The sequence below is a fragment of the Variovorax sp. J22R115 genome (assembly GCF_030317005.1).
Classification (GTDB): domain Bacteria; phylum Pseudomonadota; class Gammaproteobacteria; order Burkholderiales; family Burkholderiaceae_C; genus Variovorax.
In genome coordinates, this window is sequence record NZ_JASZYM010000006.1 from 222,187 (window position 1) to 247,262 (window position 25,076).

22 protein-coding genes and 3 pseudogenes are annotated in these 25,076 nt (G+C 63.6%); 10 read left to right on the plus strand and 15 right to left on the minus strand.

Features of this window, described 5'->3' with window-relative positions; translation table 11 throughout:
* Window positions 1-12: 12 nt before the first annotated feature.
* Entirely contained in the window at window positions 13-894 is an 882-nt protein-coding gene (locus QTI04_RS12750) for a LysR family transcriptional regulator (RefSeq protein WP_286615999.1), read from the minus strand.
* Window positions 895-991: 97 nt separating this feature from the next.
* On the opposite strand from QTI04_RS12750, the gene QTI04_RS12755 reads away from it, so the two are divergent.
* A complete protein-coding gene (locus QTI04_RS12755) occupies window positions 992-1,741 on the plus strand; it encodes an SDR family NAD(P)-dependent oxidoreductase (RefSeq protein WP_286603014.1) in 750 nt (249 codons plus the stop codon).
* Between the two features lie 54 nt (window positions 1,742-1,795).
* Here QTI04_RS12755 and QTI04_RS12760 read toward each other — a convergent pair whose 3' ends face one another.
* Entirely contained in the window at window positions 1,796-4,372 is a 2,577-nt protein-coding gene (locus QTI04_RS12760) for an ATP-binding protein (RefSeq protein ID WP_286616000.1), read from the minus strand.
* Here QTI04_RS12760 and QTI04_RS12765 point away from each other — a divergent pair.
* Window positions 4,340-5,077: a response regulator gene (locus QTI04_RS12765; protein WP_286603012.1), complete on the plus strand. Its 738-nt coding sequence runs from the start codon at window positions 4,340-4,342 to the stop codon at window positions 5,075-5,077. The genes QTI04_RS12760 and QTI04_RS12765 overlap by 33 nt on opposite strands.
* A 9-nt stretch (window positions 5,078-5,086) precedes the next feature.
* Here QTI04_RS12765 and QTI04_RS12770 read toward each other — a convergent pair whose 3' ends face one another.
* On the minus strand, window positions 5,087-5,458 hold the full coding sequence (locus QTI04_RS12770) for a hypothetical protein (protein WP_286616001.1): 372 nt from the start codon (window positions 5,456-5,458) through the stop codon (window positions 5,087-5,089).
* A 329-nt stretch (window positions 5,459-5,787) separates the two neighbouring features.
* On the opposite strand from QTI04_RS12770, the gene QTI04_RS12775 reads away from it, so the two are divergent.
* Window positions 5,788-6,858: a LysR family transcriptional regulator gene (locus QTI04_RS12775; RefSeq protein WP_286616002.1), complete on the plus strand. Its 1,071-nt coding sequence runs from the start codon at window positions 5,788-5,790 to the stop codon at window positions 6,856-6,858.
* On the opposite strand, the gene QTI04_RS12780 is transcribed toward QTI04_RS12775, so the two are convergent.
* From QTI04_RS12780 to QTI04_RS12795, 4 genes are all read right to left on the minus strand, one after another.
* Window positions 6,795-7,130 carry a hypothetical protein gene (locus QTI04_RS12780; RefSeq protein WP_286616003.1) on the minus strand — a complete coding sequence of 112 codons (336 nt, stop codon included), beginning with the start codon at window positions 7,128-7,130 and terminating at the stop codon, window positions 6,795-6,797. The two genes, QTI04_RS12775 and QTI04_RS12780, sit on opposite strands and share 64 nt — an antisense overlap.
* 25 nt (window positions 7,131-7,155) lie before the next feature.
* Entirely contained in the window at window positions 7,156-7,443 is a 288-nt protein-coding gene (locus QTI04_RS12785) for a hypothetical protein (RefSeq protein ID WP_286616004.1), read from the minus strand.
* A 91-nt stretch (window positions 7,444-7,534) separates the two neighbouring features.
* Complete coding sequence (locus tag QTI04_RS12790; RefSeq protein WP_286616005.1) at window positions 7,535-7,999, minus strand: DUF3565 domain-containing protein; 465 nt, start codon at window positions 7,997-7,999, stop codon at window positions 7,535-7,537.
* 31 nt (window positions 8,000-8,030) lie between these two features.
* A complete protein-coding gene (locus QTI04_RS12795) occupies window positions 8,031-8,684 on the minus strand; it encodes an alternative oxidase (protein ID WP_286616006.1) in 654 nt (217 codons plus the stop codon).
* Between the two features lie 312 nt (window positions 8,685-8,996).
* Between QTI04_RS12795 and QTI04_RS12800 the strand changes: the two genes are divergently transcribed.
* The 3 genes from QTI04_RS12800 (at window position 8,997) to QTI04_RS12810 (ending at window position 14,133) form a co-directional block, all read left to right on the plus strand.
* Window positions 8,997-9,992, plus strand: coding sequence for a tripartite tricarboxylate transporter substrate binding protein (locus tag QTI04_RS12800; RefSeq protein ID WP_286616007.1), 996 nt, complete (start codon window positions 8,997-8,999; stop codon window positions 9,990-9,992).
* A gap of 436 nt (window positions 9,993-10,428) precedes the next feature.
* Window positions 10,429-11,046, plus strand: coding sequence for a TetR/AcrR family transcriptional regulator (locus tag QTI04_RS12805; RefSeq protein ID WP_286616008.1), 618 nt, complete (start codon window positions 10,429-10,431; stop codon window positions 11,044-11,046).
* A 60-nt stretch (window positions 11,047-11,106) separates the two neighbouring features.
* A complete protein-coding gene (locus tag QTI04_RS12810; RefSeq protein WP_286616009.1) occupies window positions 11,107-14,133 on the plus strand; it encodes a winged helix-turn-helix domain-containing protein in 3,027 nt (1,008 codons plus the stop codon).
* On the opposite strand, the gene QTI04_RS12815 is transcribed toward QTI04_RS12810, so the two are convergent.
* The 7 genes and pseudogenes from QTI04_RS12815 to QTI04_RS12845 all read right to left on the minus strand — a co-directional run.
* A complete protein-coding gene (locus QTI04_RS12815) occupies window positions 14,084-17,056 on the minus strand; it encodes a winged helix-turn-helix domain-containing protein (protein WP_286616010.1) in 2,973 nt (990 codons plus the stop codon). The genes QTI04_RS12810 and QTI04_RS12815 overlap by 50 nt on opposite strands.
* Before the next feature lie 15 nt (window positions 17,057-17,071).
* Window positions 17,072-17,533, minus strand: coding sequence for a nuclear transport factor 2 family protein (locus tag QTI04_RS12820; protein ID WP_286616011.1), 462 nt, complete (start codon window positions 17,531-17,533; stop codon window positions 17,072-17,074).
* Window positions 17,534-17,681: 148 nt separating this feature from the next.
* Window positions 17,682-18,161, minus strand: a complete 480-nt coding sequence (locus tag QTI04_RS12825; protein ID WP_286616012.1) for an SRPBCC domain-containing protein — start codon at window positions 18,159-18,161, stop codon at window positions 17,682-17,684.
* The gene (locus QTI04_RS12830) at window positions 18,158-18,505 is read right to left on the minus strand and encodes a helix-turn-helix transcriptional regulator (protein WP_286602996.1); all 348 of its coding nucleotides are present in this window, start codon (window positions 18,503-18,505) and stop codon (window positions 18,158-18,160) included. Before QTI04_RS12830 ends, QTI04_RS12825 begins: the two co-directional genes overlap by 4 nt.
* A 1-nt stretch (window position 18,506) precedes the next feature.
* Window positions 18,507-19,190: a glutathione S-transferase family protein gene (locus tag QTI04_RS12835; protein WP_286602995.1), complete on the minus strand. Its 684-nt coding sequence runs from the start codon at window positions 19,188-19,190 to the stop codon at window positions 18,507-18,509.
* A gap of 158 nt (window positions 19,191-19,348) precedes the next feature.
* Window positions 19,349-20,266 (minus strand): MBL fold metallo-hydrolase, encoded by a 918-nt coding sequence (locus tag QTI04_RS12840; protein WP_286616122.1) that lies wholly within the window; start codon window positions 20,264-20,266, stop codon window positions 19,349-19,351.
* A 264-nt stretch (window positions 20,267-20,530) separates the two neighbouring features.
* Window positions 20,531-20,626, minus strand: a pseudogene (locus QTI04_RS12845) (transposase); the annotation flags it as partial.
* A gap of 436 nt (window positions 20,627-21,062) precedes the next feature.
* Between QTI04_RS12845 and QTI04_RS12850 the strand changes: the two are divergent.
* From QTI04_RS12850 to QTI04_RS34295, 3 genes and pseudogenes are all read left to right on the plus strand, one after another.
* Complete coding sequence (locus QTI04_RS12850; protein ID WP_286602994.1) at window positions 21,063-22,121, plus strand: diguanylate cyclase; 1,059 nt, start codon at window positions 21,063-21,065, stop codon at window positions 22,119-22,121.
* A gap of 427 nt (window positions 22,122-22,548) precedes the next feature.
* Window positions 22,549-22,752: pseudogene (locus tag QTI04_RS34290) on the plus strand (hypothetical protein); the annotation flags it as partial.
* Complete coding sequence (locus QTI04_RS34295) at window positions 22,695-22,982, plus strand: PT domain-containing protein (protein ID WP_369292798.1); 288 nt, start codon at window positions 22,695-22,697, stop codon at window positions 22,980-22,982. The pseudogene QTI04_RS34290 and the gene QTI04_RS34295, both read left to right, overlap by 58 nt.
* Here QTI04_RS34295 and QTI04_RS12855 read toward each other — a convergent pair.
* Window positions 22,865-23,497 (minus strand): annotated as a pseudogene (locus QTI04_RS12855) (FMN-dependent NADH-azoreductase); the annotation flags it as partial. The gene QTI04_RS34295 and the pseudogene QTI04_RS12855 sit on opposite strands and share 118 nt — an antisense overlap.
* A gap of 65 nt (window positions 23,498-23,562) precedes the next feature.
* Between QTI04_RS12855 and QTI04_RS12860 the strand changes: the two are divergent.
* Window positions 23,563-24,984 (plus strand): PLP-dependent aminotransferase family protein, encoded by a 1,422-nt coding sequence (locus QTI04_RS12860; RefSeq protein WP_286616014.1) that lies wholly within the window; start codon window positions 23,563-23,565, stop codon window positions 24,982-24,984.
* Window positions 24,985-25,076 lie beyond the last annotated feature (92 nt).

Genomic DNA, 25,076 nt, shown 5'->3' on the forward strand with positions numbered 1-25,076 from the left:
GGCATGCCCGCGTCAAGAGAAGGACGCCAATTTGGCAGCAAGGAAATCAATGAAGAGGCGCGCCCTTGCGGGAGCGTGGCGTCCGAAGGCGTGCAATGCATACACCGACACCAACGGAAGTGGAACCTTCGGCAGCACCGGCTTCAACCTGCCGGCGTCGATGTCGTCTTGGATGGCAAAGCGCAGCATCTGCACGATGCCCATGCCGTTCAACGCCGCAATGCGCGTCGCAACGCCACTGTCCGCATCGAGGACACCTTCCGGCGTGAAGACGCTGCCGTCGGCGAACTTCAACGGAAAAGGCTTGCCGGCGAGCACGTAGCGGACGTGATCGTGATCCCGAAGCGCTTCCTTGCTCTTTGGAGCGCCGTGGGCGGTCAGGTATGCCGGCGACGCCGCCAGCACCATGGGCAGCCTGGCAACCAAGCGCGAGGTCAGGTCGGAATCCGCGACATCGCCTGCCCGCACCGCGATGTCGAAACCTTCGCGGATCAGGTCAACGTGCCTGTCCGTCAGGCTGATCTCCAGCTTGAGCCCTCGATGTCGGGGCAGGAACTCCCGGGTCAGCGGCTCCATCAGCACCCGGCCCAGATCTCCGGGTGCCGTCACGCGCAAGAGGCCTTGGGCCGTCGCCGTCGCGTGCATCACATCGCCCGCCTCGTCGAGCGCGCGAAGCAGCGGTGCGACGCGTTCGAAGTACGCCGCACCCTCCTGGGTCAGCGTCAAGGTGCGGGTGGACCGCTGGAACAGACGCACGCCGAACCGCGCCTCGAGCCGCGCCACGCTCTTGGAGATTGCCGATGGCGAAGTGCCCAACGCCCGCGCCGCACCGCTGAACGAGCCGGCCTCCACCGTGCGCACAAATGCGATCAGACCCTGGGTTCGATCCAGCATCGATTCAACTTCTTTTGGAACAAATGTTTGTCAAATTATGGACTACTCAATCCATTCAGGAATACCTAAATTCGTTGCATCAACCAAGGAACAACTCATGAGCAAGCTATCCGGAAAAATTGCAGTCATCACGGGCGGGAGCAGCGGCATCGGTCTCGCCGCGGCGAAGGCCTTCGCGGCCCAAGGCGCCAAGGTCGTCATCGTGGGTCGGCGGCGGGATGCCGTGGACATCGCCCTGGCCGAACTCGGCCCCGAAGCCACAGGAATCATCGGGGACGTCGGCGACTTGTCGACACATGACCGGCTGGTCGCGGAGGTCTCGGCCCGATTCGGCGCGATCGACATCTACATGGCCAACGCCGGCATCAATCGCATCGAGCCTTCATTGGCGGTGAGCGTGGAGAGCTACGACGCCCAATTCGCGACCAACACTCGCGGCGTCTTCTTTGGCGTCACCAAGATGCTGCCCTTGATGCGCGAGGGGGGGTCCATCATCCTCACGGGCTCGATCGCGAGCGCGAAGGTGCTCGACGACCATGCGGTCTACGCAGGGACCAAGGCGGCCATCGGCGCATTTGCTCGAAGCTGGGCGCTGGAACTGAAGGGTCGCGGCATCCGCGTCAACGTCCTCAGCCCCGGGCCGGTCGACACACCCATCCTGGAAAAGCTCGGCATCTCGCCAGAAGACCGACCTGCGTTCGAGAAAGGCGTGGCATCGGCGATCCCGCTCGGCCGTCTCGGCCGGCCCAATGAGCTTGCGCGCGCCGCGCTGTTCCTGGCATCCGACGAGAGCAGCTTTGTGACGGGCATTGACTTGCGCGTCGATGGCGGCATTGCCATCACATAGGTTCAGACGTCGTGACCATACTGGCCAGGCTCAGTGTGTGTTGACTTCAGCGCACTAACCCGTGACTCGCAACACCCGGGCCAGGCTCGCGCCGAGGTCGCGCGCCGAAAGCGGCTTCTGCAGGACTTCGTCGGCGCCGATCGCTGCACCCAGCGAGTCGGCAGCACCGCTTTCGCGCGCCTTTCCTGCCCTCGCTCCCAGATACCCGCTCATCAGCACGATGGGGATGGACTCGCGTATCCCTCGCACTTCGCGAATCAGCGCCGATCCCGACATTTCCGGCATGCGCTCATCGGTCATCAGGGCATCGAAGCGCTCGGGGTCTTCCCGGAATGCCGCGAGCGCAGCCGCACTCGAAGTAAAGCCGATGGGCACATAGCCCAGATCCGCAAGAGTACGGGTCGCAAGATCCACCAACGGCTCCTCGTCGTCGACGATCAGCACACGCTGACCATCGCCGCGCGGCGGGGCCGACTCCTGTTGATCGTTCGGCTCTGCCGCGTCACCGGAGCGCGGCAGGTAGACAACGAAGGTGCTGCCGGCGCCGAGGGAACTCGCCACGTCGATGGCACCGCCGAGCTCGGTGACGATGCCATGCACGAGGGAAAGGCCCAGACCGGTACCGGTGCCGACCTCCTTGGTGGTGAAGAAGGGATCGAAAATGCGATCGATGATCTCCGGCGCGATGCCGGCGCCGGTATCTGCGACCGTGAGTACGACATATTCGCCGGGCCGACGTGCGCCGATCGTCCCGGCTCGTCGAGCCTCGACGCGCTCGATGGCGAGCTCGACGCGCAGCCTTCCGCCGGCCGGCATTGCCTGGATGGAATTGGTCGCAAGATTGGCCACGACCTGATGTACCTGAGTCGCGTCGCCGAGTACCGCGGCGGCCCCCGCGTGCAGCGTGGCGTGCACCGTCACGGTCGCAGGCAACTTCGCCGAGACCAGGTCAAGCACCTCGCGTACCACCCCCTCGACGTGGACCGGCACACGTTCGCCGACCGCGCTGCGACTGAAAGCCAGCAAGCGCTCGACGAGTGCGCGTCCGCGCTCGCCGGCGACCATGATGCTGTCGAGGTCGCGCGCGAGGCGACTCCCCTTGGCCGCATCGCGCAATGCCATTTCGCCATACCCGAGGATCGCGCCGAGGATGTTGTTGAAGTCGTGCGCGATTCCGCCCGCAAGTGTTCCTATCGACTCGAGGCGTTGCGCCCGGCGCAGCTTGCGCTCCATGGTCCTCAACCCTTCCTCCGCGAGCTTGCGCGCCGTGATGTCGGTAGCCGATCCAGTCCACCGTGCGACCTTGCCCGCGTCGTCGCGCTTGCAGATGGCCTGAAGGTTGTGCCAGCGAGGCTCCCCATTGACGAGGTAGCGCACTTCCATGGCAATTCGCTCGCCCGTTCCGGCAAACAATGCCTGCCGCGCGGTCTCCCATCTCACGAAATCCTCCGGGTGCATGTTGATTCGCGCTCTGTAGTCATCCCTGTCGGCCCAGGTCGTGCCCGGCGGAAACCCGGCCAGTTCAAACGCTCTCGGCGATGCAAAGTACGTGTCGGTAGGAATGTGCCAATCCCAGTACCCCGATTCGCTCGCGGCCATGGCGAGTTCGTAGCGCTGCTCGGACTCCCGCAACGCCTCTTCGGCGCGCTTGCGCTCGGTGATGTCTCGCACCGTGCCGGTCCAGCGAACGACCGCGCCGGAACGACTGCGCGCTGCCATGCCGGCCAGTTGCACCCAGCGCGTCGTTCCGTCCCGGATGAAGCGGGTCTCGACTCCAAAGCGCGCCTCCTTGCCGGCAAAGTGCTCGGCAAACGCACGCAGCAATGGCGCACGATCCTCGGGATGGAACGGAATTTGTGCGATGAACTCATCGCGGCCGGTGAAACATGCGCCCGGCGCGAGGCCGTAGATCTCCAACAAACGTGGCGAGGCATAGATGGCGTCCTTGGCGACGATCCAGTCCCAGAAGCCATCGTCGCTGGCGTCCATGGCGCGCACGTAGCGCTGCTGATCGCGCAGCGCTCTGGCACGCCGAGCGCTCATCCAGCCTATGACAAGTCCCGCGACTGAGAACGTGACGAAGCGGGGCAGATCGAGAAAGCCGCCAATCAGCGGATAAGGCACCTCGATCAGCTGGGGCAGCGTGAGTGTGGCCGCCAGTGCAGCCACGAGTCCGGGTCCCGCGCCGCAGAACCACGCCGCGGCCAGCACGGCAAACACGAACAGGCCCGCGAGGCTGAGAGTCGGGCCGGCGGGTGAGAGGTGCACCAGCACCGCAATCACGATGCAGGCGGGCGCAAGCGCGTACCGCACAGCGACCGATTCCGTCACTCGCTCGTCGAGCAAGGCGGCTCCAGCCGACAACACCTTCTTTCGGGTAAATGGATTGGAACGCACCCTTCTTGCTCCGAGGCTGCGCGGCGGAAACCGCGCATGAAGCGTCCCAACAGGACGAATAGCGCGGCAGCATACACGGCCCAGGGCTCGCCAATTGTTACACTTCCGATCCGCTGAGCGGCGAGGTTGCGGCCTGATCCGTGCATCGCGGAACGTGGCCGGTCCGGCCCGACACAAGCGCACTGACGAGGAAGGAAAAATATGGAATTGCCCGCGCAGGGCGTAGCGCCACACGTTCTCGTGGTCGACGACGACCCGTCGATACGGCAGATGCTGGTGGATTTTCTCGGTGACTACGACTTCAAGGTCAGCGCTGTGGCATCTGGTGCGGCAATGAGGGAGGCACTGAACCTCAGCGCCGTGGACTTGCTGGTTCTCGATGTCCGCCTCCCTGACGAGGACGGCATCCAGATCGCACGCCGTTTGCGCGAGCAGTCCGACTTGGCCATCATCGTCATCACTGGCAGGCGTGACGAGGCCGACCGTGTGATGGCGCTCGAGCTCGGCGCCGACGATTACCTGACGAAACCCTTCTCGCCGCGTGAACTGTTGGCCCGCGTCCGCGCGCTGCTGCGCCGATCGAAGATGCGGGAGGTTGCAAGCCGCCGCGAGTCCGGAGTCCGCGCTTACCGCTTCGCCGGGTGGGAACTCAACGTGGGCTTGCGCAGGCTGTCCTCACCGCTAGGGGAAGTCGTTGGCCTGTCCAACGGCGAATACAACCTCCTCACCGCCTTTCTAGGTGCGCCGCAGCGCGTGCTGACGCGCGCCCAACTGCTTGAGCTCTCACGCCTTCATGACGACGAGGTCTATGACCGCTCCATCGACGTGAAGGTCGGTCGGCTCCGTCGCAAGCTGGAGTCCGACGACCGGCCTCCCATCATCCGCACCGACCGCGGCGCCGGCTACATCTTCATTCCGACGGTCGAGATCGTGCGCTGACGCAATCGCTCAACCGCCGCCCAGACACCGAGCGACCGCCGTAAGTAGTTCCTTGCACGTGAATGGCTTCGGCAGCATTCGGGCGACGCCAAATCGCCGCGCCGCGTCCTCTGACGCGGCGACGTCTCGCCTGAACCGGCCCGATATGGCAAGGATTGGAGCGCCGCCATGGCGGACACTGAGCGCCCGCAGCGCGACAGCGGCCTGCGCAGGGTTCGGAACATCCGCGATCACGAGCGCGACGCCCCTGGGCGTCGAATCGTCCATCTCGACCAGATAGCCCGCCTCGGTCAGCCAGCGCACGAGCAATTCGCGGATGAGGTCATCCGTTTCGACGATCAACAGCCGTCTGTTTTTATCTGGAGTTCTTTCGGTGGTCATGGCGGAGGGCCGCTCCGACGCGCTTCGTCAAATTGAGTAAGGCCATTGCACCGCCAGAGGTGCACGGTAATGTGTCTGTGGGGTCATGTTGTGTGTCAACCGACACAAATGCATGCAGCAGCTCCTGCATGACACCCTCCACGACGCTCCAATATGACAACTGAGAAGTGCCATTGCGATGCCGACATCGTGCGACCACGTCCCGAGAAGACATTGAATCCCCTCGATCTGCAGGAGCGAAGCATGGAATTCAATACGAGCATCCGGGACGCGCGCCGCACGGTGCCAGCATCGCCATCGATGCCTCTTCAAATTAAGGGGACGCTTTCATGACGTGCATCTCGGCCCCCTTTGCACCCGCCCCGACCCCTCTGCGTGCAGACCCCTTGGCCTCGAGTTTTGCCACGAGCTATGCGGGGGTCGTCGCTTTCATCGCCGTGGTCACCGAAGGCAGCTTCGCGCGGGCCGCCGAGCGCCTGGGCATCGGCCGCTCTGCGGTAAGCCGCAGCGTCCAAAGGCTCGAAGACCAGCTGAACGTGCGCCTGATCCTTCGGACCACGCGCAGTACCACGCTGACCCGCGAAGGTGACCTCTTCTTCGCCAATTGCCACGCCGGGGTCGATCGAATCGTCCGGTCCATTGAGGAAATGCGGGATCTGCGTGAGGGCCCTCCCCGCGGTCATCTTCGGATCAGTTCGCCGGTTGGCTTCGGGCGGAGAGTGGTCGCCCCCTTGCTCGGCGAGTTTCGAGCAACCTATCCGGACGTGTCGATCGACCTGCTTCTGGACGACAAGCCGGCCGACTTCATCTCCGACCGCGTGGACATCGCATTTCGCAATGGGCGGCTGGAGGACGACCGGACCATTGCGAAGCAGATCATCCCGATGCAGATATTGGTCTGCGCCTCGCCCGAGTACCGGGACGCCCACGGATTGCCAGACAGCGTGGATGACTTGGCCCATCACCAATGCATCAACTTCCGCTATGGGGCGGGCCGGATCCACGAATGGGAGTTCAAGGTGGACGGCCAGGTCCGGAAGTTCCAGCCACAGGCCAAGATCACCTACAACGACCCGAGCCTGGTGCTGCAGGCCGTGCTCGACGGGCACGGCATCGCACAGATGGCGGGCTACCTGGCCAGCGATGGACTCCGCTCCGGCGCACTCGTTCCGTGCCTCGCGCGGTATGCACCTGAAGACCGCGGCCACTACATCTGCTACTTGAGCCGGCAACACCTGCCTTCACGCATGCGCGTCTTCATCGACCTCATGACAGCCAGGATCCGAGCGTGCAACCATCAGTGCCTGACAGACCATAGGGACCTGAACGCCCCGGCTCAATCGGTGCGGCTGGCCGGCAGCACGAGGGTCATGAGCACCCTGCTCTCTTCCAGCGCATGAAGGCCGTGCAGCAAGCGGCCAGCGAGGTACATGATTTGCCCGGCCTCGAGCAGCTTCAAGTTGCCGTCGAGGTGCACCTCAACCCTTCCGCGCAAGCACTGCAAGGTCATCGATGTCGAGACGGCGTGCGACGGCACCCGCCTTCCGGCAGGAAGCACCAGCCACATGATCTCGACGTCGCGAGCCTTCAAGAGTGCACAGGTCTCTTCGGCGTGCATGTCGAGAGCGCCGAGATTCACGACCTGACCGGATGATGCGTGGGTGATCGCCATAGCTGACCTCTGCGCAGCCGTTCGGTCAAGCCTCATCTGGCTCGACGTCCGGGAAGCGGCCGTATCGAACGCAGTCGATGACCTGCCCGTTCTTGACAACGAACCCGGCGAACTCCTGGTGGTGTCCGTAGAACAGGTTGCGCGCAACGCCGTGGGCGATCTGCTGGAGCTCTTGCGCCGCCGCGGAGGGTAGCAGCGCGTCGGTGTGCTTGTGCCATAGCGTGAGCCAGCGGGCAAAGTGCGCCTCCGACATCGTCTCCAACGCCATGTGCTTCTTGAAGACATTGCCGCGGAACGACTTGCTGGCCAGCAATCGACGAGTTCTTTCAAACTGTCGCGACTGACCAGCCGCCTCATATTTGCTGCTTTGTCGTTCATGCAAGGCCTGGTTTGCGTTGCGTCCGTCACGTATCAGGTGCTGCGTAAAACTCGACGAAGAACCGGACCGGTCCCATCGGCTCCACGCGGTGCAGCACATCCGGAACCACGATGCCTGGGGCCTCCGGCGTGAGCGTCACGTCCGTGCCCCAGATGTCGACGACGTAGCGCAATCGCCCTTCCAGGACGTGGATCCTCCCCCAAACGCCGCCTCGGGTCGAGTGATCCTTGCGCAACGCGGCGGGAACAGTGTCCTCCATGAAAACCGGACTGGCCCTGTAGGGCTTGTAGTGCTCCGGCAATTCGAACCTTTCGCACCGCACGCACTGCAAGTGGGCGCCGATCTCGCTTGTTCTGCCTTCTTCGCTCAATACCCAGGGGCGGGACACCAGCGGCGGGGTGTGCCTGACGTGCTGGCGACGCCCGCAGTCCAGTAAGGCGACCCAGTCAAACACCTCGTCCTGCACGAAGTCAACGATGGAACGTTGCATTTCCAGCTCCGGTATGTATGCGGCGCAGTCCCTAGAACACCTCGTGTGCACCTTGCGGATTGCCGAGCGAATCCGCCATCGCATGGTTGACGTCGCGGTGCCCGGCCTCGTCATCCCGGACGGCCACCACCACGTCGCGCAACCGTGCGTCCTGATCCAGGCCCCAATACGCTATCGCGAGTGCAGGGGCCACAACATTTTCGACCCTGCCTCCGTCGATCTCCTTCAAATAGAGCGTGTAGCTCACCACGGCCTCTTCCTCGAAATAACCCACCAGCCGATGTGCCGTGCGGGCGGAGCACACGTACAGCGCCAGGAAGCACACGCAGAACACGGCCTGTGTCAGCAGGACCACAATGCGTTCGAACCAGTTGGGTTTTGCGATCTCCAGGAACGTCATCAGGTGCATGCGCTCGTTCTCGGCCTCCGCCAGCAGCTTCTGGATCCAGCCTTCATCGTCGATCATCCAGCGCAGGCACTTCAGGTGGATCAGCATGCCGCCCACCATGCCAGGCACTGCAGCAACGGTTTCCAACACGATCGCGCGGTTTCCATAGCGCTTTGCGAAGAAGGTGTCGGCCAAGAGCCGAAGCGTCAGCGTAATGCCCAGTGCCAGGCGATCCGAAATGCCATGAGGCTTGTGATGCTTGTAGCTGTCGGATGGAGGGCTGTGCTGCGTGTTCATGGACGACCTTCTGGAATCGAAGCTGGACGTCTGCTTCGGACGTTTTTGGATGACTGTGCGCCAGGCGTCTCGTATCGCCTTTGCTCAGGAAGCGACGCACTGAAGCAAATGCTAGAAGGTGCCGATCTTTGTCGGAAGGTCGATCTGTCTCACCTCGGTGTTTCCCGGAAGGCACCGACGCGAAGCACCGATCTCCAATGCCGTGACAACTGCCCGAAGCTGTTGTCGGGATTCGGTTAAATTGGAAAGAAAACGACTGAACACAATGCATAGCACTCGCCTCCTGTTCCCAAGACTTGTTGGATTGCGGCCATGACCCTTTGCCTGCGTCGTCGTCATGTCCTGGGGATCGCCGGCAGCGCCCTGCTAGGTGTTACCGGCGTGCATGCCGGCACATTCCCTGGCAGGCCGCTGAGCATGATCGTCCCCTACCCTGCAGGAGGCCCCGCTGACGCGCAGGCGCGGCAGCTTGAACCGCCAATGCGCGACGCGTTGGGCCAACCGCTCGTGGTGGACAACGTGGGTGGTGCCAGCGGCTCCATCGGCATTCACAAGCTTTTGTCGGCGCCACCAGACGGCTACACGATGCTTCTCGGCACTCCCAGCGAGGTGATCCTCGCGCCGCTTGCGCTGTCGGCCGTCAAGCACACGCCCGAACAGCTTCGCCTCATTGGCGTGACAGGCCACTCGCCCATGATTCTGGTCGGCAGTCAGCACCTCGGACCCCAATCCCTGGAACAGCTCGCGGCACGCGCGCGCGACAGCCAAAGGCCAAGCCTGACTTACGGCAGCATCGGTCCCGGCTCCCTCCATCACTTGATACTGGAAGACCTCGCATCGCGCTGGGGAGTCGTCATGACGCACGTTCCCTACAAAGGCGTCGCTCCCATGGTGCAGGATCTCATGGGTGGTCACCTCGATTTGTCGATCCTGCCGTCTGCTGGCAATGTGGTCGACCTGATCACCCAAGGCAAGCTGCGCGCATACGCCGTTGCCGATACCCGGCGTCTACAACAGCTGGCCCAGGTCCCGACCTTCGCCGAAGCGGCGGGCGCGGGCTTTCGCGACTTCATCTACGAGATATGGGGCGGCATGTTCGTAGATCGAAGGATTCAGCTTGAACATGCGCTGCGCCTCAACGCGGCGCTGAACGCCGCCCTGATGGACGTGGAATTTCAACAAGCGCAGTTGGCGGCCGGCTCCGTTCCGGGAGTGGCGATGAGTCTGGGAGAGGCCGAACGTGTTCTTACGGAACAGACCGCGCGCTTCCGGAGCATTGCCCAGAAGATCAACCTTCGGCCTCAATAGGGCGAGAGGCAAGACGCCTCGGGTCCGGGCCAATCGAACGGACGCCAGTCGGTACACGCTTCCCTCAGAAGCGACCGTCTCGGGAAACAGCGCCCTGACAGGAGGCTAGAAAGGCAACCGTGTGGCAATAGCCGCACGCAGTTGATCCCTCTGTAACTTCTGAATGTCCACGCGGGGCACTACTCACCGTTCATTGCGCACCCTAGATTCAGGGACTCGTCTGAATCCAAGGAATACCTGATGAACAAGCTGCCTGGAAAGAATTCGCCGTCGTCACTGACGGCAACCGTGGCAGCGGCCTCGTGCAGCCAGGAGCTTCATCGCCGAAGGCGCCAGAGTGCCTTGAGCACTGCCGGGTTTGACAGGTCAAGATACGGAACGTATCGTATCGAATTCCGAGCAATCGCTTGCCGTCCAACCTGTTTCTTCGAAGCGCATGCCCAGTTCCCCTCGAGCATCCGGCCGTTCCCAAGCGCCCGCCGGCCGCCCGCGGAGCGACGACGCCACGCGGGCGGTGCGTGCGGCCGCCTTGGCGCTGGCCTATGAAAAGGGCACCCAGTTCGCCACGGTCGAACGCATTGCCGCCCACAGCGGCGTGGCGAAAACCTCGATCTATCGCCGGTGGCCCAACGCGGCCAGCATCGTGATGGACGCCTTTCTGGCCGACGTCGGTCCCAAGATCCGCTACCGCCGAAAGTCCTCTGTACAGGAGACCTTCGCCGACTCTGTTCGGCAGTTGGTTGCCTCACTCGAGGGTCCGCGTGGCGATCTGCTGCGCCACGTCCTCGGCGCTGCACAGTCGGACACGCAGTTGCAGCGGGCGTTCCAAGAGAACTGGATCGCGCCCCGCCGGGCGCAGGCCATCGCCGTCATCGCGCAGGCGCAGGCCGATGGCGAGTTGTCGGCGTGCATCGACTCCGATGCGCTGGTGGACGCCATCTATGGCGCCGTGTACTACCGGCTGATGATTCCCTATAGCGACCTCTCGACGGCCTACGTAGAAACGATGGTGCGTCAGGTCTTCGAGGGTGTGATGGGCGGCCGCTCCGCGTGATCCGCGGGAAAGGCTCGCATGTGGCAGGCGCTCTGCCACTCCGATGAAGGACGAAGAACCATGAATGCCTTCGCGAATGCGGGCGACGCACCGACACCTGTCTCGCTCCATGGACCGGGGAACGTCGCCATCAACGCTGCCGTATCTCGTGCCCAGAGCGTCTCCTTCGGGCCGTTTCGCCTCGATCCCGCCGCGCGGCGCGTCGAGAAGGACGGCGTCCCGTTCCCGCTCAGCAGCCGCGCGCTCGACATCCTGATCGTGCTCGTGGAGCATGCCGGCGAAATCGTCGGCCACAGGGACCTGATCGCACGAGTTTGGCGCCATCTCGAGGTGGGCCCTGGCAGCCTGCGCACACACGTCGCCAGCCTGCGCAAGGCACTGGGCGATGGCGAAGGCGGCGCCCGGTACATCGCGAACGTCGCAGGCCAAGGCTATTCCTTCGTCGCACCAGTCCAACGCCGGCATCTGTCCGAACCCGCGTCCTCTCCAGTACGGGCCGGCGCCCGCGAGGGTGCCGCCTTCAAAATGCGTACGCTGCCACCGCTGCTCACCCAGATGGTCGGGCGCGACGAGGCGAGTCGCGCCATCGCCCACGACCTGATTGCACATCGATTCCTCACGATCGTAGGCCCTGGAGGGATGGGAAAGACAACGGTCGCCGTGGCCATCTCGCACGCCATGCGCGAGTCTTTCGCCGATGCGGTGTGCTTTGTGGACTTGGGCACCCTGTCAAATCCCGCGCATGTCGCCTCCACGGTCGCTTCGACGCTCGGGCTCACCATCGGAGCCGAGGACGCACTGCCGGAGTTGCGCGAATCACTGCGGCGGTCGCGAATGCTTCTGGTTCTTGACAATTGCGAACACGTGATAGGGGCGGCGGCGGCGCTGTCCGAGCAGATCTTTCGCGAGGCGCCAGAGGTACACATCCTCGCGACCAGTCGTGAGGCTTTGCGGGTCGACGGCGAGTGCACCTATCTGCTGCCCGCACTCGAGTACCCGCCGCCCGACATCCGCCTCGATGCAACCGCGGCCCAGTCCTTCCCGGCCGTCAAGCTCTTCATCGAGTGCGTCGCCGCCACCGGTTCCCGGTTCGAGTTGAGTGACGCTGACGCGCCCATCGTGGCGAGCATCTGCAGTCGGCTCGATGGAATCGCACTCGCGATCGAATTCGCGGCGGGGCGTGTCGGCGTCTACGGCATCGACGGCATCGACACCTTGCTGAACAGCCGCTTCGGCCTGGAATGGCCCGGTAGGCGCACCGCGCCGCAGCGCCACCAGACGCTCCATGCCGCGCTCGATTGGAGTCACGATCTGCTTTCCGACAGCGAGCGGGCGGTGCTGCGACGACTGTCCATCTTCGTCGGTACCTTCACGCTGGAAGCCGCACAGGCGGTAGCGTCCTCAGGCGACTTCGACAACGACAGTGTTGTCATCGATGTCGGCGAACTCGTGGCGAAGTCGGTGGTGTCCGCCGTCGCGGCCAACGACCGCATGGTGCGCTACCGGCTCCTGGAGACCACCCGTGCCTACGCATTGGAAAAGCTCAACGAGAGCAATGAACTGGAGGCTACCGCCGCACGTCACGCGGCGTATTTCACGCGGCTCTTCGATGCCGAGGGCGGCATCGACCCCCATCGCGACGATCGTGCCCTCGCCCTCGCCGAGCACCTGGGCAACGTGCGGGCGGCCCTTGATTGGTGCTTCAGCGAGCAGGCGAATACCCCACGGAGCACGGCGCTGGGTGTTGACCTCGCCGCCGCAGCGGCGCCAGTCCTCATGCAGCTCCTCCTATTGAACGAGGCCCACCGGTGGACCACGGCGGCCCTGGCGATGCTGGACGATGCAGACCGCTGGACCAGCAAGGAAATGATCCTTCAGGAGACGCTAGCGATTGCGTCGATGTGGACGCGATCCAATGGAAGTGACCTGCGCAACGCCATCACCCGCGGCCTCGAGATCGCCAACCGCCTGGGTCATGCCCGGCACCGGCTGCGATGGATGGTGGGAATGCACATCTATCTCCTGCGGATTGGGGATTTCTTCGGCACACGCGAAGTGGCTGAAACGCTGGATGCGGTCGCCCGCACTTCGGAAGATGTCTCGTTCATGGTCATGTCCGACTGGCTGCGTGGATCGTCGGCGCATTTCATCGGCGATCAGCAAGCGGCGAGACGGCTCTTCCAGAATGGTTTCGGGCGCACCGGGCCGCGGAACCTGCAGCTCTTCGGGCTCGACTATCGTGTGCGGGCGCTGGTGACCTTCAGCCGCGTGCTGTGGCTCAGCGGATCCCCCGACCGCGCGATGCAGGTCGCGCGAGAGGCGATCAGCGAGGCAGAGACTTTCGGCAGGCCGCTCGACGTGTGCTTCTCGCTGCTCTACCCCACGTCGGTGTTCCTCTGGTGCGGCGAATGGGAATCGGCACGGCGCTCTTTCGCCCAGCTGACGCAGCACATCAACTGGCCCGCGCTGCCTTCGTTCCACTCAACGGGCCAGGCCCTGGAAGGCGAGCTGCTCCTGAACCTTGGAGAAATGGAGCGCGGCGTCGCGATGTTGCGCACCGCCTTGCAAAGCATGCGGGATCATCGACAGCTCCTCTTCTTCACGCGGGCCGCCTGCGCACTCGCGGATGGCCTCATGAGACAGGGGCAGCCGGCCGACGCTCTCACCGTCGTCGACGACGCTATTGCTGAAACCGACGGTGGCGCCGAGGGAACGGAGTTCGCGGAATTGCTGCGGATGCGGGCCGAGGCCTTGATGCGGCTGCCCGGCTTCGACGCATCCTGCGTGGAAGACGCGCTGACGCGTTCGCTCGACTGTGCCCGCCGCCAGCACGCACTGAGCTGGGAGTTGCGAACATCCATGACGCTCGCGCGCCATCGCGCTGGCCAGGGCCACCGTGACGAGGCTCATCGCGTGCTCGTCGCGGCCCATCAGTCGTTCACCGAGGGTTTCATGACCCCGGACCTGCAGTCGGCCGCGCGCATGCTGAAAGAGTTGGCCCCGTCGGCCGAGGCGCCGGGTCCGCGCACCCGACGCATCAGGAAGTCAAGGGAAATCCCAGCGTCGTCAGGAGATCCCGCGCAGTGATGAGGTCGACCGTGCGGTGACCTTCGGAGAAGCGGCCGTGGATTGGCGCAAGTAGTCGTCTCGCCGGCTCAACCCGGCGTTGTCGTAGCCAGAGGCCCGCGAGGCTGTTTGACGCGCGCAGTTCCCAGGACAAGGCCCCCTGTCGGCGTGCGAAGTCGATGGCGTTAAGAAGGCATTGCTCAGCCGATTGCAGGTCGGCGGCCGGGGCGCTCGCCAGGATCTCACCTTTTACGCGCAGCGCCTCCGGCATGTTCGAGTAGCCGCCATGGCGTTCGATGAGCGAGATCGCTTCCTCGATGGCCGCCATGGCCTCGGAATGCTTCCCCAGTTTGGTGAGGCCTTCGGCCAGCGCGATGATGAACACACCGGTGCGCATATCGTAGCGATCGGCCCGCACGGCCCGCAGGCTCTCGCTCAACAGCCCGACACCCAACTCGGGCCTCGCGTGCCGGACCGCGACCTCGCCGCGCAGCCCCATGGCGACCGCCGCATAGGGCGACAGCGAGTGCTTGGTGGCATGAGCATGCAGCCGCTCGGCGATTCTTTCCTCGCGCGACCAATCGCCACGCCAGAGAAACACGGACCCGGCCCAAATCAACGCGATGCAAAGCGTCACGGGATGATCGAGCGACTCGGCCTGCTCGATCGCGTGCTGCGCCAGGACAGCCGCCTGATCGCATCGACCGCGAAGCCAGTGGCATCGTGCCTGGCCGGACAACGCATGGACGCGGTGATCGAAACCGAGGCGAGCCGTGCGAATGCGATTGCCCTCGCTGCTGCCCTTTAGCGCGGCCTCCCAGTGCACCTCGGCGTCAGCGATTTGCCCCGACAGATCAAGCGCCACGCCCAGCATCGAGTCCACCGTTCCCGACGCCACAGGGTCGCGCATGGCGCCTGCCACCACGTCGGCGTGCCGTGCGGCCTCGAGCGAACCCCTGAAATCGCCCATCCGAAGCAGGCACGTGCCGAGGCCGGCGAGCAGCCTCAACTGGTAGGCGTAGTCTTGGAGTTCCTTGGCAATCTCGAGGCCGTGCGAGAACGCGCGCCTCACCTCCTCGCTGTTGCCGCGGGTGAACATGAGCGACTGACCGAGCGAGGCTTGCAGTTCCATCTCACGGCGCGTCCCCCGCGCGGCCTCCGGCAGCGAGGCGATGGCCTTCTCCATCCAGCCACGGCATTCAGTCAGGAGCGACATCTCGAGGAAAAGCGGCGCCGCCGCGGCGGCCAGCGCGGTGCCTACGTCCATGTCGCCGGAATCTGAAAGGCTCCGGTCCAGCGCAGCGCGCACGTTGCCGAGCAGTTCGGTCGGCTGCAGGGGCGTTCGTTCGGCCTCGGTGGCGAATATCGGCAGTGCGCGCCGCTCGACCGCCCCGCGGAACCAGGCCGCATGTCGCGACGCCACCGCGGTCGACTCGCCGCACTCGATCAGCCTTTGCAAGGCGTAGACCCGCGTGCTGTCCAGCAGGCGATAGCACATGCCCTTTCCTCGGGCCTCGTTGGTCAGCAGAGACTTCGCCACCAGGTTCGCGACGGCCTCGACGACTTCAGCATCGTCTGTGCCAGGCTCGCCCGCCACGAACTGGGCCGCTTCGAGCGAAAAGTTTCCTACGAATGCCGAAAGCCTGCGTAGCACCGTGCGCTCGATCTCCGTCAGCAAGTTGTAGCTCCATTCGAGAGCTGCACTCATCGTCTGGTGACGCGGCACGGCTGTGCGGCGACCATGCCACAGCACAGCGATGCTCTTGTTGAGCAAGGCGGCGATCCCCTCGACTCCGTAGGCATCCAGGCGCCCGGCGGCCAGCTCGATGGCGAGCGCAATGCCGTCGAGCTCCCGGCAGATCCTCGCCACGGCTGGCGCGTCGGCGTCGCCGAGTCTGAAACGCCCGGCGTTCACCCCCGCCCGCTGCACGAAGAGTTGCACCGCCGGGTAGGCTAGGGCTTCTTCGGCCCCGAGCGAATCGCCAGCGGGTGGACACGCGAGCGGCGGCAGCAGGTGCACCCGTTCGCCCTCGACACGCAGGGACTCTCGGCTGGTCGCGAGGATATGGACCCGGGGTGCTTCCATGTAGATCCGATCGGCCAGCGCCGCTACAGCGCCGATCAGGTGCTCGCAGCTGTCCAGAACGAGCAGCATGTGCTTGTCGCGCAGGAAGTTCACGATCCCCGACGGAGCGTCGCCGAGGTGACCGACGAGCCCCAGCGTCGCCGCAAGCGTCCCGGGGACCAGGGCAGCGTCATTGACCGTGCACAAGTCGATGAAGCACGCGCCGTCGTCGAAAATCGGAAACATCGCGTGCGCCGTCGAGACGGCGACCGTCGTCTTGCCGATGCCTCCGGGACCGACCACGGTCACAAACCGCTTCTGTCGCAACTCCGCCTGGATCGCGCGAATGGTGTCGTCACGGCCCACCACACGTGCAGCCGAAGCCGGCAGTCCCGCGGCCGGCTCCGGACGCGCGGGAGCTTGCCCGAGCAATTGGTTCCGTGACACGTATGAGACGGGCGCCACGAAGCAATAGCCCTGGCCGGCGACGTTCGTCACGTATCGGGCGTCGGATGCGGCGTCGCCCAGGGCCTTGCGCAAGGCGACCATGTGGACTCGAAGGCTGCCCTCATCGACCACGACGTCGGGCCAAGCTCGTGCCATTAGCTTCCGCTTGTCGATGACTTGACCGGCCGCAGCAACAAGCGCGATCAGCAGGCTCAGCGCGCGTCCTCCGAGACGCACCGGCACGCCGTCCCTGTCGAGGAGCCGCTCGGCCGCGGACAGCCGGAAGGGACCGAACGCGGCAATCCAGTCTTCCTTGTCAGCGTGGTCCATCGTCGGTGTCGTCATCGCGTCGGCTTTACCTATGCAATCGAGCAACATTCTCGCTTCTCCTAGGATGCAGGAAGCCTCGACCCGGCTCGTCGGCAGGGCCATAGTCGAAGCTAACGCTCATGCCTGCGGCGCTGCGTCCGGCGGCCGACGCGTGAGGACCGCACTTTGAAGAGTTCGAATCTCCGGCGGCGAGTCGACCGGCCGCTTGTTGAGTATGAACAAGCGGACGATCTTGTCTGAGTGCATCGAAAAGTGGAAGGTCAGGGTCAGCACGCCCGGCAGCCCAGCCTTGTCGAATTCGCCATCCACGTTGGCAGTGAGGATCACCTCGCCGAAGTGCTCAGCAGCGTTAACGACCTGCATGGTCATTTTGCCGCCGACGATCTCGCGCTCGGCCCATCCTCGGATCGCGCTCGTCCCCAAAAAGTCGCGCAGCTGGTCGTTGACCAGCGCCCCGGGTGCAAAGCAGGCCACCAACGCGTCGGCATCGAAGGCATTGGTGGCTGCGACATAGGCTGTGACCGGCGGGGGCAGGCCGCCCGCCGGCAAATCCGCGATCTGCTCGCGCGAAGGTGTCATGAGGTCGCTTTGGTCTGTGCGTCTGGCGCGATCATCGACCTGTGCCGCGCCTTCTGCACGTCAGAACATGTCAAGCCTTGTTAATTTTGTCGGCCGGCGCCCGGGACGCGACATGCCACGAAGAACTGTCGGTCCCCTGCGCGCTTGCCTACGGTCCGGCTGGCGACCTTGGGGGCCGCGTTATCTCCAGCCTGAGCCGGTCTAGGCTTTCTTCCGTTCCTCGTATTCGCTGCGCGCGATCTTCATGTCCGTCGAGGTACGCGAGCTGCTCGGTGTAGACCATGCGAGTTCCGTGCTTGTGGGCAAAGAATTCGACCGTCACGAGTGAAACCGATAGGCGGCGTGAGTCGAGCTGGATGTCGTAGGCGAAGACGATGCGCCGTGCAGATTCGATGTCGAAGAACACTTTCTCGATCTGCTGAACGCGTCCGTCGGGATAGAGGACTTGATGCGTCTCATGCCCGAACGGGCGGAAGTCCAGACGGTACCCGGTTGTGTGCTCGGCGTGGCAGTCGGACCAGCGGCGCTTTGCCTGCGGGTCGGCCCAGGCCTGGAATACCGCCTCGGGCGTGGCGTCGAACTCGCGTTCGATGATGAAGTCGGTGTGCGTGCTGGGGATGTCCTTCATGACGCGGCCTTGCCTTTCTGCTCGGCGAGGTAGGCATCCAACTGGTCGAACTGCGCATTGAGCAGCGCCTTTCGCCTGGCGACCCATGCTCCCATTGCATCGAGCGCCTTGGGCTCGGCCGTATAGGTCCGCACGCGGCCATGCTTCTGGGAGGCGACGAATCCTCCTTCCTCAAGCACGGCCAGGTGCTTGACTGCCGAAGGCAGCGCAATGCCAAGCGGTTCGGCCAGTTCGGACACCGATGCTGGCCCTCGGCTCAGGCGATCAAGCATGCCACGGCGATACGCGTCGGCCAGAGCAAAGAACATGCGATCGAGCCGTGCGGGATCGGCGATTGCTTGCATCTCAGGCCGTCGCCGGATCGAAGAAGCGCCGAGAAAGGCCGCTACGCCCTGGATAGAACTTGAAGTAGGGCCGCGCGTGATCAATGGTGGACGCCACCGATGGATGATCCATCAACCGCTCGAAGTAGGCGGCCAGGTGGACATGCTGCGGTGACAGCGGCACGTATGTCACCGCATAGAACAGGGCCGGCGCCGCGGCGCAGTCAGCCATGCTGAACGCCTCGCCAGCCACCCAGGTCCGCCCTTCAAGGTGTCGGTCGATGAACGCGTAGGTCGATGACAAGCCTTCTCGTGCTTTGGCCACCCCGTGTGCGTCATGCTGACCTTCCGGCCGCAGAAGGTCAGCGGTCAGCGCCTGCATCGGCGTCATCACGTGCAGGTCGAAAAGACGGTCCCACAAGCGCACCTCAAGCGCGGCGTCCGGAGCATCCGGGATGAGCGTGCGGTCTGACTTTGCGTGACGCTGGAGATACTCGATCATGATGCTCGATTCGGGCACGGGCCGATGCCCGTCCACCAAGAGCGGCATCTTGCCTGTGGGCCACAGGGCAAGGTGCGACGCCCGCTCTTCGGGGTCGCCCAGGTTGAGCAGCCGCTTCTTGACCTCAATGCCCAACACGTCGATCGCGATGAGCACCTTGTGGCAGTAGGACGAGAGCGGGTGATAGTGCAGCGTGAGGTCCATGAGTCATCCATACTTTCCGACAAAGGAAAGTATATGTTCATGCGCATGCCGAAACAAGAGGGCGTTGGGCGCCCCCCTCACTCGGGATTCGCCGAGGAGTGGGAGCCGTAGTGCCCCAAGCCGCATCAATCGGGCGACTTTGACACGCCCGCGCGCGGTCAGTAATCCCAGATGACCGGTACCCAGCGAAAGATGTCGCCGTCGAACGCCACCCGGCCTACGGATGGGAACGGCAGGTGAGCAGCCACCAGCAGCCCGCGGGTTTGCGCCAGTTCGCGGAACAGACCGACACGAACGCGGGCAGATTCCTCGGGGTCATGCTCGAAACCGTTGTGCCAGTCGGGGTGGTCGAATGCGACCGGGAACATGGCGTCGCCGGCGAACATCAGGCGTTCACCGCCCGACACCAAATCGACCACGCTGTGCCCTGGGGTGTGGCCGCCGGTGAGACGGACGACTACACCTGGCGCAACCTCATGCTTGTCCTCAAAAATCCGCAGCCTGTCGCGGTACTCGTTGTAGAAGCTCGTGGCGGTCGAGCGGAGCACGCCCGGCACCGGCTTCGGCATGACCGTTTGGGAGAAATCGGGCGAGATCCAGAACTCGACTTCGGCCGCGGCCACGTGAATACGCACGTCCGGACTCAGTCGCTCCTTGATCCCGGGGACGAGCAGCCCGCCCACGTGGTCCATGTGCATGTGGGTAATGATCACGTCGGTCACGGACTCGAGTTCGATGCCGGCCGCGGCCAAGCGCTGGGGAAACTGCCCGGCGCGCGGAAACCCCGAGAACTGCCCGCCCAGCCCAGCGTCGATGAGGATGGTCTGGTCACCGCTGCGGGCGACCATCACGTTCAGCGGCCAGTCAAACTTGTCCGGCGGCATGAACATGTGGTCCAGCCAGTTCGCCAGATCGGCCGGGTCGGCATTGGTGGCCATCGTCGAGGTTGGGAGCGGCAGCACCCCATCGCTGACCACCAGCGCGTCAATCTCTCCAACCCGAAGCGCGTATCGGGACGGAACCAGGTCGTTGGATCTCTGGCTACTGGGATGCAAGGTGTCAGCTACGGAAAACATGGCGAAACTCTCCAAAAGGACGGCCCGATTACCCGGACCAAGACCAGCCAGGCGACTGGCAGCAAATTGCCGTTCAACACCCAAGGTTGTCCGGCACCGATCACGGCAGAAGGCCGACTGACACTCATCGTAGGTAGGAGGAGCAGGAGGCGGTAGGCCTGCGAACGGGCTCACTGTGGTGCCTGATATGCACCAAACGCGTGTGGAACGTTGCTATCGGCGGATCAGGTGCAAGACCTATGTCAAGACGGGATCACCGCGCGTACGGTTGAGCGACCACTCGTCGTTCTGCTCGAGCATCATGGCGCCAACCAGGCGCGTGATCGAGGCGTCGTTGGGGAAGATGCCCACTGACCTCCGCGGTGCGCGCTGCCCCTGGCTCTCAGTGAACAGATGGCAACCGATGGCACTGAAGGTACAACCGTCAGGACGCGGGCACACGTGCTCCCCCTCGAGAACTCGTCGTCCTGCAATTCCACTGACAACCTTAGCGCGGGAGAAATCTACCTGGGAAGTGCTTCGACAGCTGGAGGTCGATCCAAGTGCCCCACAAGGGCGGCGCGCCCCTGGCCACGGACGTGGTCGGCGGGCGCCTGGATGTCGGCGTCAACGACATCAGCGGCATCCTTCCGCTGGCGCGCGGCAAGAAGCAGGAGCGGAAGTCGCACGTATTCCCCGTTCGGAATCAGCCCCGTCCCGCTGATGTCTTGGTGCCGACCCGAGTCGCGGACACCGACGGCCAGGGAAGGGCTTCGATATATTCTTGGCTCATCTGCCACATTCCGAGACACGTTCAATGATCAAGACTCGTTCATTGCTGCTTTTCATCGGCGGCTTATGGACTTTCGCCGTTGGAATCTTCGGAAATCTCGTTGCACAACAGATTATCGACCCCAGCAACTTCGATGCGGTGGCGGCCGTTCACAGAGCCCTGTGTGTCACCGTCAACGTTACGATCTGGCAGATATTCCTGCTCGCGGCCGCGGCGACGGCGAGCGTCATCGTGCTCAACCGCGCAATCGAGCTGAAGCAGAAGAAGGCGACTGAACTCGAGGCGCAAATGGCCCATGATCGCCGCGAGTCCGAAGCGCAGATCGACTACCGCGACCAGACCATCGGCACGCTCCAGCGCCATTTGCACGATGCTAGGCAGTTCAGGTTCCTCGATGTCGTCACGGGCATTCCTAACGAGGCCAGATGGAAGAACGACATCATCCAGTACTCGGCGAAGGCGTCCATCGACACGCCACGACAGGTCGCGCTGATCGACTTGGTAGACTTCGGCCGCCTCAACGATGAACTGGGCTACAGCACCGTCGACAAGATATTGCGATACTTGGCGCAGTCCCTAGAAGAGAGCATGCGCAAGAACGAAGGCCTCTACAAGCGCCATCTGGTGGACAATGCGCTGCTGCCGAGCAGGCTCTACCGCAAGTATCCTGGGGGCGACGAGTTCTACGTCGTGGCGGAAGGTTCGGAAGCGTCCATGATAGGCCTTCTCACCCGGTTGCAGCGGTTGATCAGGACTCGCCTAGACGAGCACATTTCTCAGTCGATCGCGCAATCGAAAGCTCCGCTTCAGATCCTATTCTCAGGCGCCGTTTGCGAACTCCATCGTGATGAAGAACCTGAGGCGCTGACCCGCCGCCTCGAGGACCACCTGCGGCCGACCCGCTATCCCGATGCGACACTGCGCTTGAACTGGCAGTCCGGACAGAGGAGTGCCGACTTTTTGGTCGGCTCGATCGAACACAATCTCTATCGCGAAGCCGAGCGAGAATTCGCCATCGCGAGACCTGAAACCCGAAAGGCCCCGCAGGCGCTACCTCCCGAGTTGCCTGGTGCGCCGTCGTAGGGCGCCTTGGTCGTTACGATGCCTGAGAGGGGCTGGGCAACCACGCCTGAAGCGATGATGTCGTCGCCGCCTGGATCGCTCGCGACGAACGCGTGGCGGCATTGATTCGGCCGGAGACGTTTGTCTATGGGCTCGCGATATTGTTTGAACGTCAGCGCGGTCGCGACGGCAGGTTTGGGCTGAAGCTGACACTGGTTTCGAGGACCGCTTTCGGGAAGGGCGCAGCCCGTTGCAGACTTTAAGTTTGCCGACCTCGCCTCCGAAAAGCAGCCGTTGAAAGCAGCTCTGAGCTGGTGCCGTCGCCGAGCGGCAATGGATCGATGCTTGCGCGAGTGAGGCGTTGTACTCGGTTCCACCGCGCCATTTCCTGCGGCTCAAATGGGATCGCGTCTTCTTGTCGGCCATGAGGCCATACCCGATCTGCAGCATGACGACGGCGACGAAGGCGGCGAGCGTCAGCACGCCGAAGAGCCAATCCCCAGCCCCTGACGAGACCCTGCCTGTAGACCTCAATCGAGTACTGATGTTGGCAAGGCGCTTGATACCTGCGCGACTACACCCAAACACCCAACCATCCAACCATCCAACCATCCAACCATCCAACCATCCAACCATCCAACCATCCAACCATCCAACCATCCAATTATTGGATCTATTTCTCAAGGTACCACCGAGACCTTCGCCGATCAGTGTGCGCATCGCGATCGCGTGCCGAACTCGGCCGAGCTGAAATGCTCCTGCAGGGCTCGCTCCGCCCTGGCCCGCGCCTCGTTCACAGCCTCAGGACCGTGGCCGGTTCCTTCTACCGAGAAGAAGCGCAGGTCTCTCAGCCCAATCGAGCCGAAGACGACCTTCAGATAGGGCGTCAGGAAGTCCGGTTGCCTGGCCCGCTCTCCCGAGAAAACGCCACCCGAAGCAATGGCGATGAAGACGGGACGATCTGACAGAAGTCCCACCTTGCCTGCCGATGTCACGTTGAAAGTGCGACGGGCGCGAACAACGTGATCAATCCAAGCCTTCAAGGCTGAGGGGACGCTGAGGTTGTGCATGGGCGTGCCGATGACAAGGACGTCCGAATCTTCCAACTCGCGGATCAGGGCTTCGGATCTGGACACAGTGCCCTCCTGGTTGATCTGCGCCGCTGCGTCGTGCTGCGCCATCGCATAGTTCCCGTCTACATGCGAGATGCCGCCCTCGCCAAGCGACCGATCCACGACGATGGCCTCGGGCACGTCCTTCAGTAGGCAGTCAACGATCGTTCGAGCGAGTCGATAGCTCTCCGCTGCCTGCCCGCGCGGGCTGCAGCTCAGGTGCAGGATATTCATGGTCGATCCAGTTCCGGTTTCAATGTGGTGCAACCAGTCTAGGAAACCCATGGTATTGGCAGAAGATCCATGAAATAGACTTTTGGGTGATCCATGATCTTCGAGGAGACGCAAGCATGACTGTGATCGAATCCAGCAATCTCTCGCCCTTGGACCGCAGCGCCGCAGAGCCCTTCTACAGGCAGATCTATGACCGGTTTCGCAGCGCCATAGCCAGCGGCACGCTCAAGCCCGGCGACCGGATCCCTTCGGCGCGCGCATTGATGAAGGAACTGGGCTTGGCGAGAGGCACGATCGAAGCGGCCTACTCGCTGCTTGCTGCCGAAGGCTACATTCAGGCGCGCGGGCAGGCAGGAACCATCGTGACGCCTGGCCTCAAGCCCGGGGCTTCGCTTGCAAGTCCGCCGCCGCGCGCGGAAGACCATGAGGCCCCGCCCAGTTTTCGGCCGGATACGACCTTGCCCTTTCAAATGGGCTTGCCGGCGCTGGACGCATTTCCTCGAAAGATCTGGGCGCGTCTTGGCGCTCGCTGCGTCCGCGCCATGCAGCCCGTCGACATGGCGCATCCCTCGGTCTACGGCCTGCAGGCACTTCGCGCGGAGATAGCCTCCTACTTGAACATCTCTCGCGGCCTGAACTGCGCTCCTTCACAGATCTTTGTGACCTCCGGTTATCGCCACACCATCGGGCTGATCGGGCGCGCACTTCTCAAGGAAGGAGACCGCGTCTGGCTCGAGAATCCAGGCTATCCCCCGACGCGGGAGATGTTGACCCACATGAACATCGACGGTGTGGCAGTGCCCGTGGACCAGGAGGGGATCGACGTCCTCGAAGGCATTCGACTGGCACCTCGCGCACGTGCCGCGGTCGTCACTCCGGCGCATCAGAGTCCGCTGGGCGTGTCCCTTTCCTTGTCCCGTCGCTTGACCCTGTTGAACTGGGCGGCGCAGCACAAGGCCTGGGTCATCGAGGATGACTACGACGGAGAGTACCGGTATGCCAGCCGGCCGCTGCCTGCGCTGAAGAGCCTGGATCGTGAGGGACGCGTGCTGTACGCAGGCACCTTCAGCAAGGTTCTCTTCCCGAGCATCCGACTGGCCTATCTTGTGGTTCCTGAAGCCCTGGTCGATCGTTTTGAACAGATCAGCCAGGCCTTCGCGGGGGGCAGCCCCCAGTTGACGCAAGCCATCGTCACGGCCTTCATCACCGAGGGCCACTTCGCCCGACACATCCAACGCATGCGCAAGCTCTACGCCCAGCGCCGGACAGAAGCGGTAGCGGGCCTGGAGGCTGTGCTGGGCAAGCATGTGCGAATCGACTCGCAGCCCGGCGGCATGCACCTGATCCTGCGCCTCAAGGCGACGCGCTCGGACAGGAAACTCGTCGCGCGCATGAAGCAAGCCGGCCTTTACGGGGAAGCCTTGTCGGACTGGACGATGAACGCGGACGGCTCATCCGCCGTGCTGCTCAGTTTCACGAACATCGAATCGCGCTCCATTGCCGAGCGACTAGCGAGGCAAATCCTTGGCCTAATGTGACGGCGATAGTGGTCTGGCCAGGCCGTGATCATGGATCAGTAACAACGACCATTCTTGGCTCTTCTTAATAGATCCAAGAATACGCATCATGA

What these genes read in the sequence shown, in the direction of transcription:
- QTI04_RS12750 (WP_286615999.1), bottom strand. Translation starts at nt 894, where the DNA reads ATGCTGGATCGAACCCAGGGTCTGATCGCATTTGTGCGCACGGTGGAG.
- QTI04_RS12755 (WP_286603014.1), top strand. Translation starts at nt 992, where the DNA reads ATGAGCAAGCTATCCGGAAAAATTGCAGTCATCACGGGCGGGAGCAGC.
- QTI04_RS12765 (WP_286603012.1), top strand. Translation starts at nt 4,340, where the DNA reads ATGGAATTGCCCGCGCAGGGCGTAGCGCCACACGTTCTCGTGGTCGAC.
- QTI04_RS12770 (WP_286616001.1), bottom strand. Translation starts at nt 5,458, where the DNA reads ATGACCACCGAAAGAACTCCAGATAAAAACAGACGGCTGTTGATCGTC.
- QTI04_RS12775 (WP_286616002.1), top strand. Translation starts at nt 5,788, where the DNA reads ATGACGTGCATCTCGGCCCCCTTTGCACCCGCCCCGACCCCTCTGCGT.
- QTI04_RS12780 (WP_286616003.1), bottom strand. Translation starts at nt 7,130, where the DNA reads ATGGCGATCACCCACGCATCATCCGGTCAGGTCGTGAATCTCGGCGCT.
- QTI04_RS12790 (WP_286616005.1), bottom strand. Translation starts at nt 7,999, where the DNA reads ATGCAACGTTCCATCGTTGACTTCGTGCAGGACGAGGTGTTTGACTGG.
- QTI04_RS12795 (WP_286616006.1), bottom strand. Translation starts at nt 8,684, where the DNA reads ATGAACACGCAGCACAGCCCTCCATCCGACAGCTACAAGCATCACAAG.
- QTI04_RS12800 (WP_286616007.1), top strand. Translation starts at nt 8,997, where the DNA reads ATGACCCTTTGCCTGCGTCGTCGTCATGTCCTGGGGATCGCCGGCAGC.
- QTI04_RS12805 (WP_286616008.1), top strand. Translation starts at nt 10,429, where the DNA reads ATGCCCAGTTCCCCTCGAGCATCCGGCCGTTCCCAAGCGCCCGCCGGC.
- QTI04_RS12810 (WP_286616009.1), top strand. Translation starts at nt 11,107, where the DNA reads ATGAATGCCTTCGCGAATGCGGGCGACGCACCGACACCTGTCTCGCTC.
- QTI04_RS12815 (WP_286616010.1), bottom strand. Translation starts at nt 17,056, where the DNA reads ATGGCCCTGCCGACGAGCCGGGTCGAGGCTTCCTGCATCCTAGGAGAA.
- QTI04_RS12820 (WP_286616011.1), bottom strand. Translation starts at nt 17,533, where the DNA reads ATGACACCTTCGCGCGAGCAGATCGCGGATTTGCCGGCGGGCGGCCTG.
- QTI04_RS12825 (WP_286616012.1), bottom strand. Translation starts at nt 18,161, where the DNA reads ATGAAGGACATCCCCAGCACGCACACCGACTTCATCATCGAACGCGAG.
- QTI04_RS12830 (WP_286602996.1), bottom strand. Translation starts at nt 18,505, where the DNA reads ATGCAAGCAATCGCCGATCCCGCACGGCTCGATCGCATGTTCTTTGCT.
- QTI04_RS12835 (WP_286602995.1), bottom strand. Translation starts at nt 19,190, where the DNA reads ATGGACCTCACGCTGCACTATCACCCGCTCTCGTCCTACTGCCACAAG.
- QTI04_RS12840 (WP_286616122.1), bottom strand. Translation starts at nt 20,266, where the DNA reads ATGTTTTCCGTAGCTGACACCTTGCATCCCAGTAGCCAGAGATCCAAC.
- QTI04_RS12850 (WP_286602994.1), top strand. Translation starts at nt 21,063, where the DNA reads ATGATCAAGACTCGTTCATTGCTGCTTTTCATCGGCGGCTTATGGACT.
- QTI04_RS12860 (WP_286616014.1), top strand. Translation starts at nt 23,563, where the DNA reads ATGACTGTGATCGAATCCAGCAATCTCTCGCCCTTGGACCGCAGCGCC.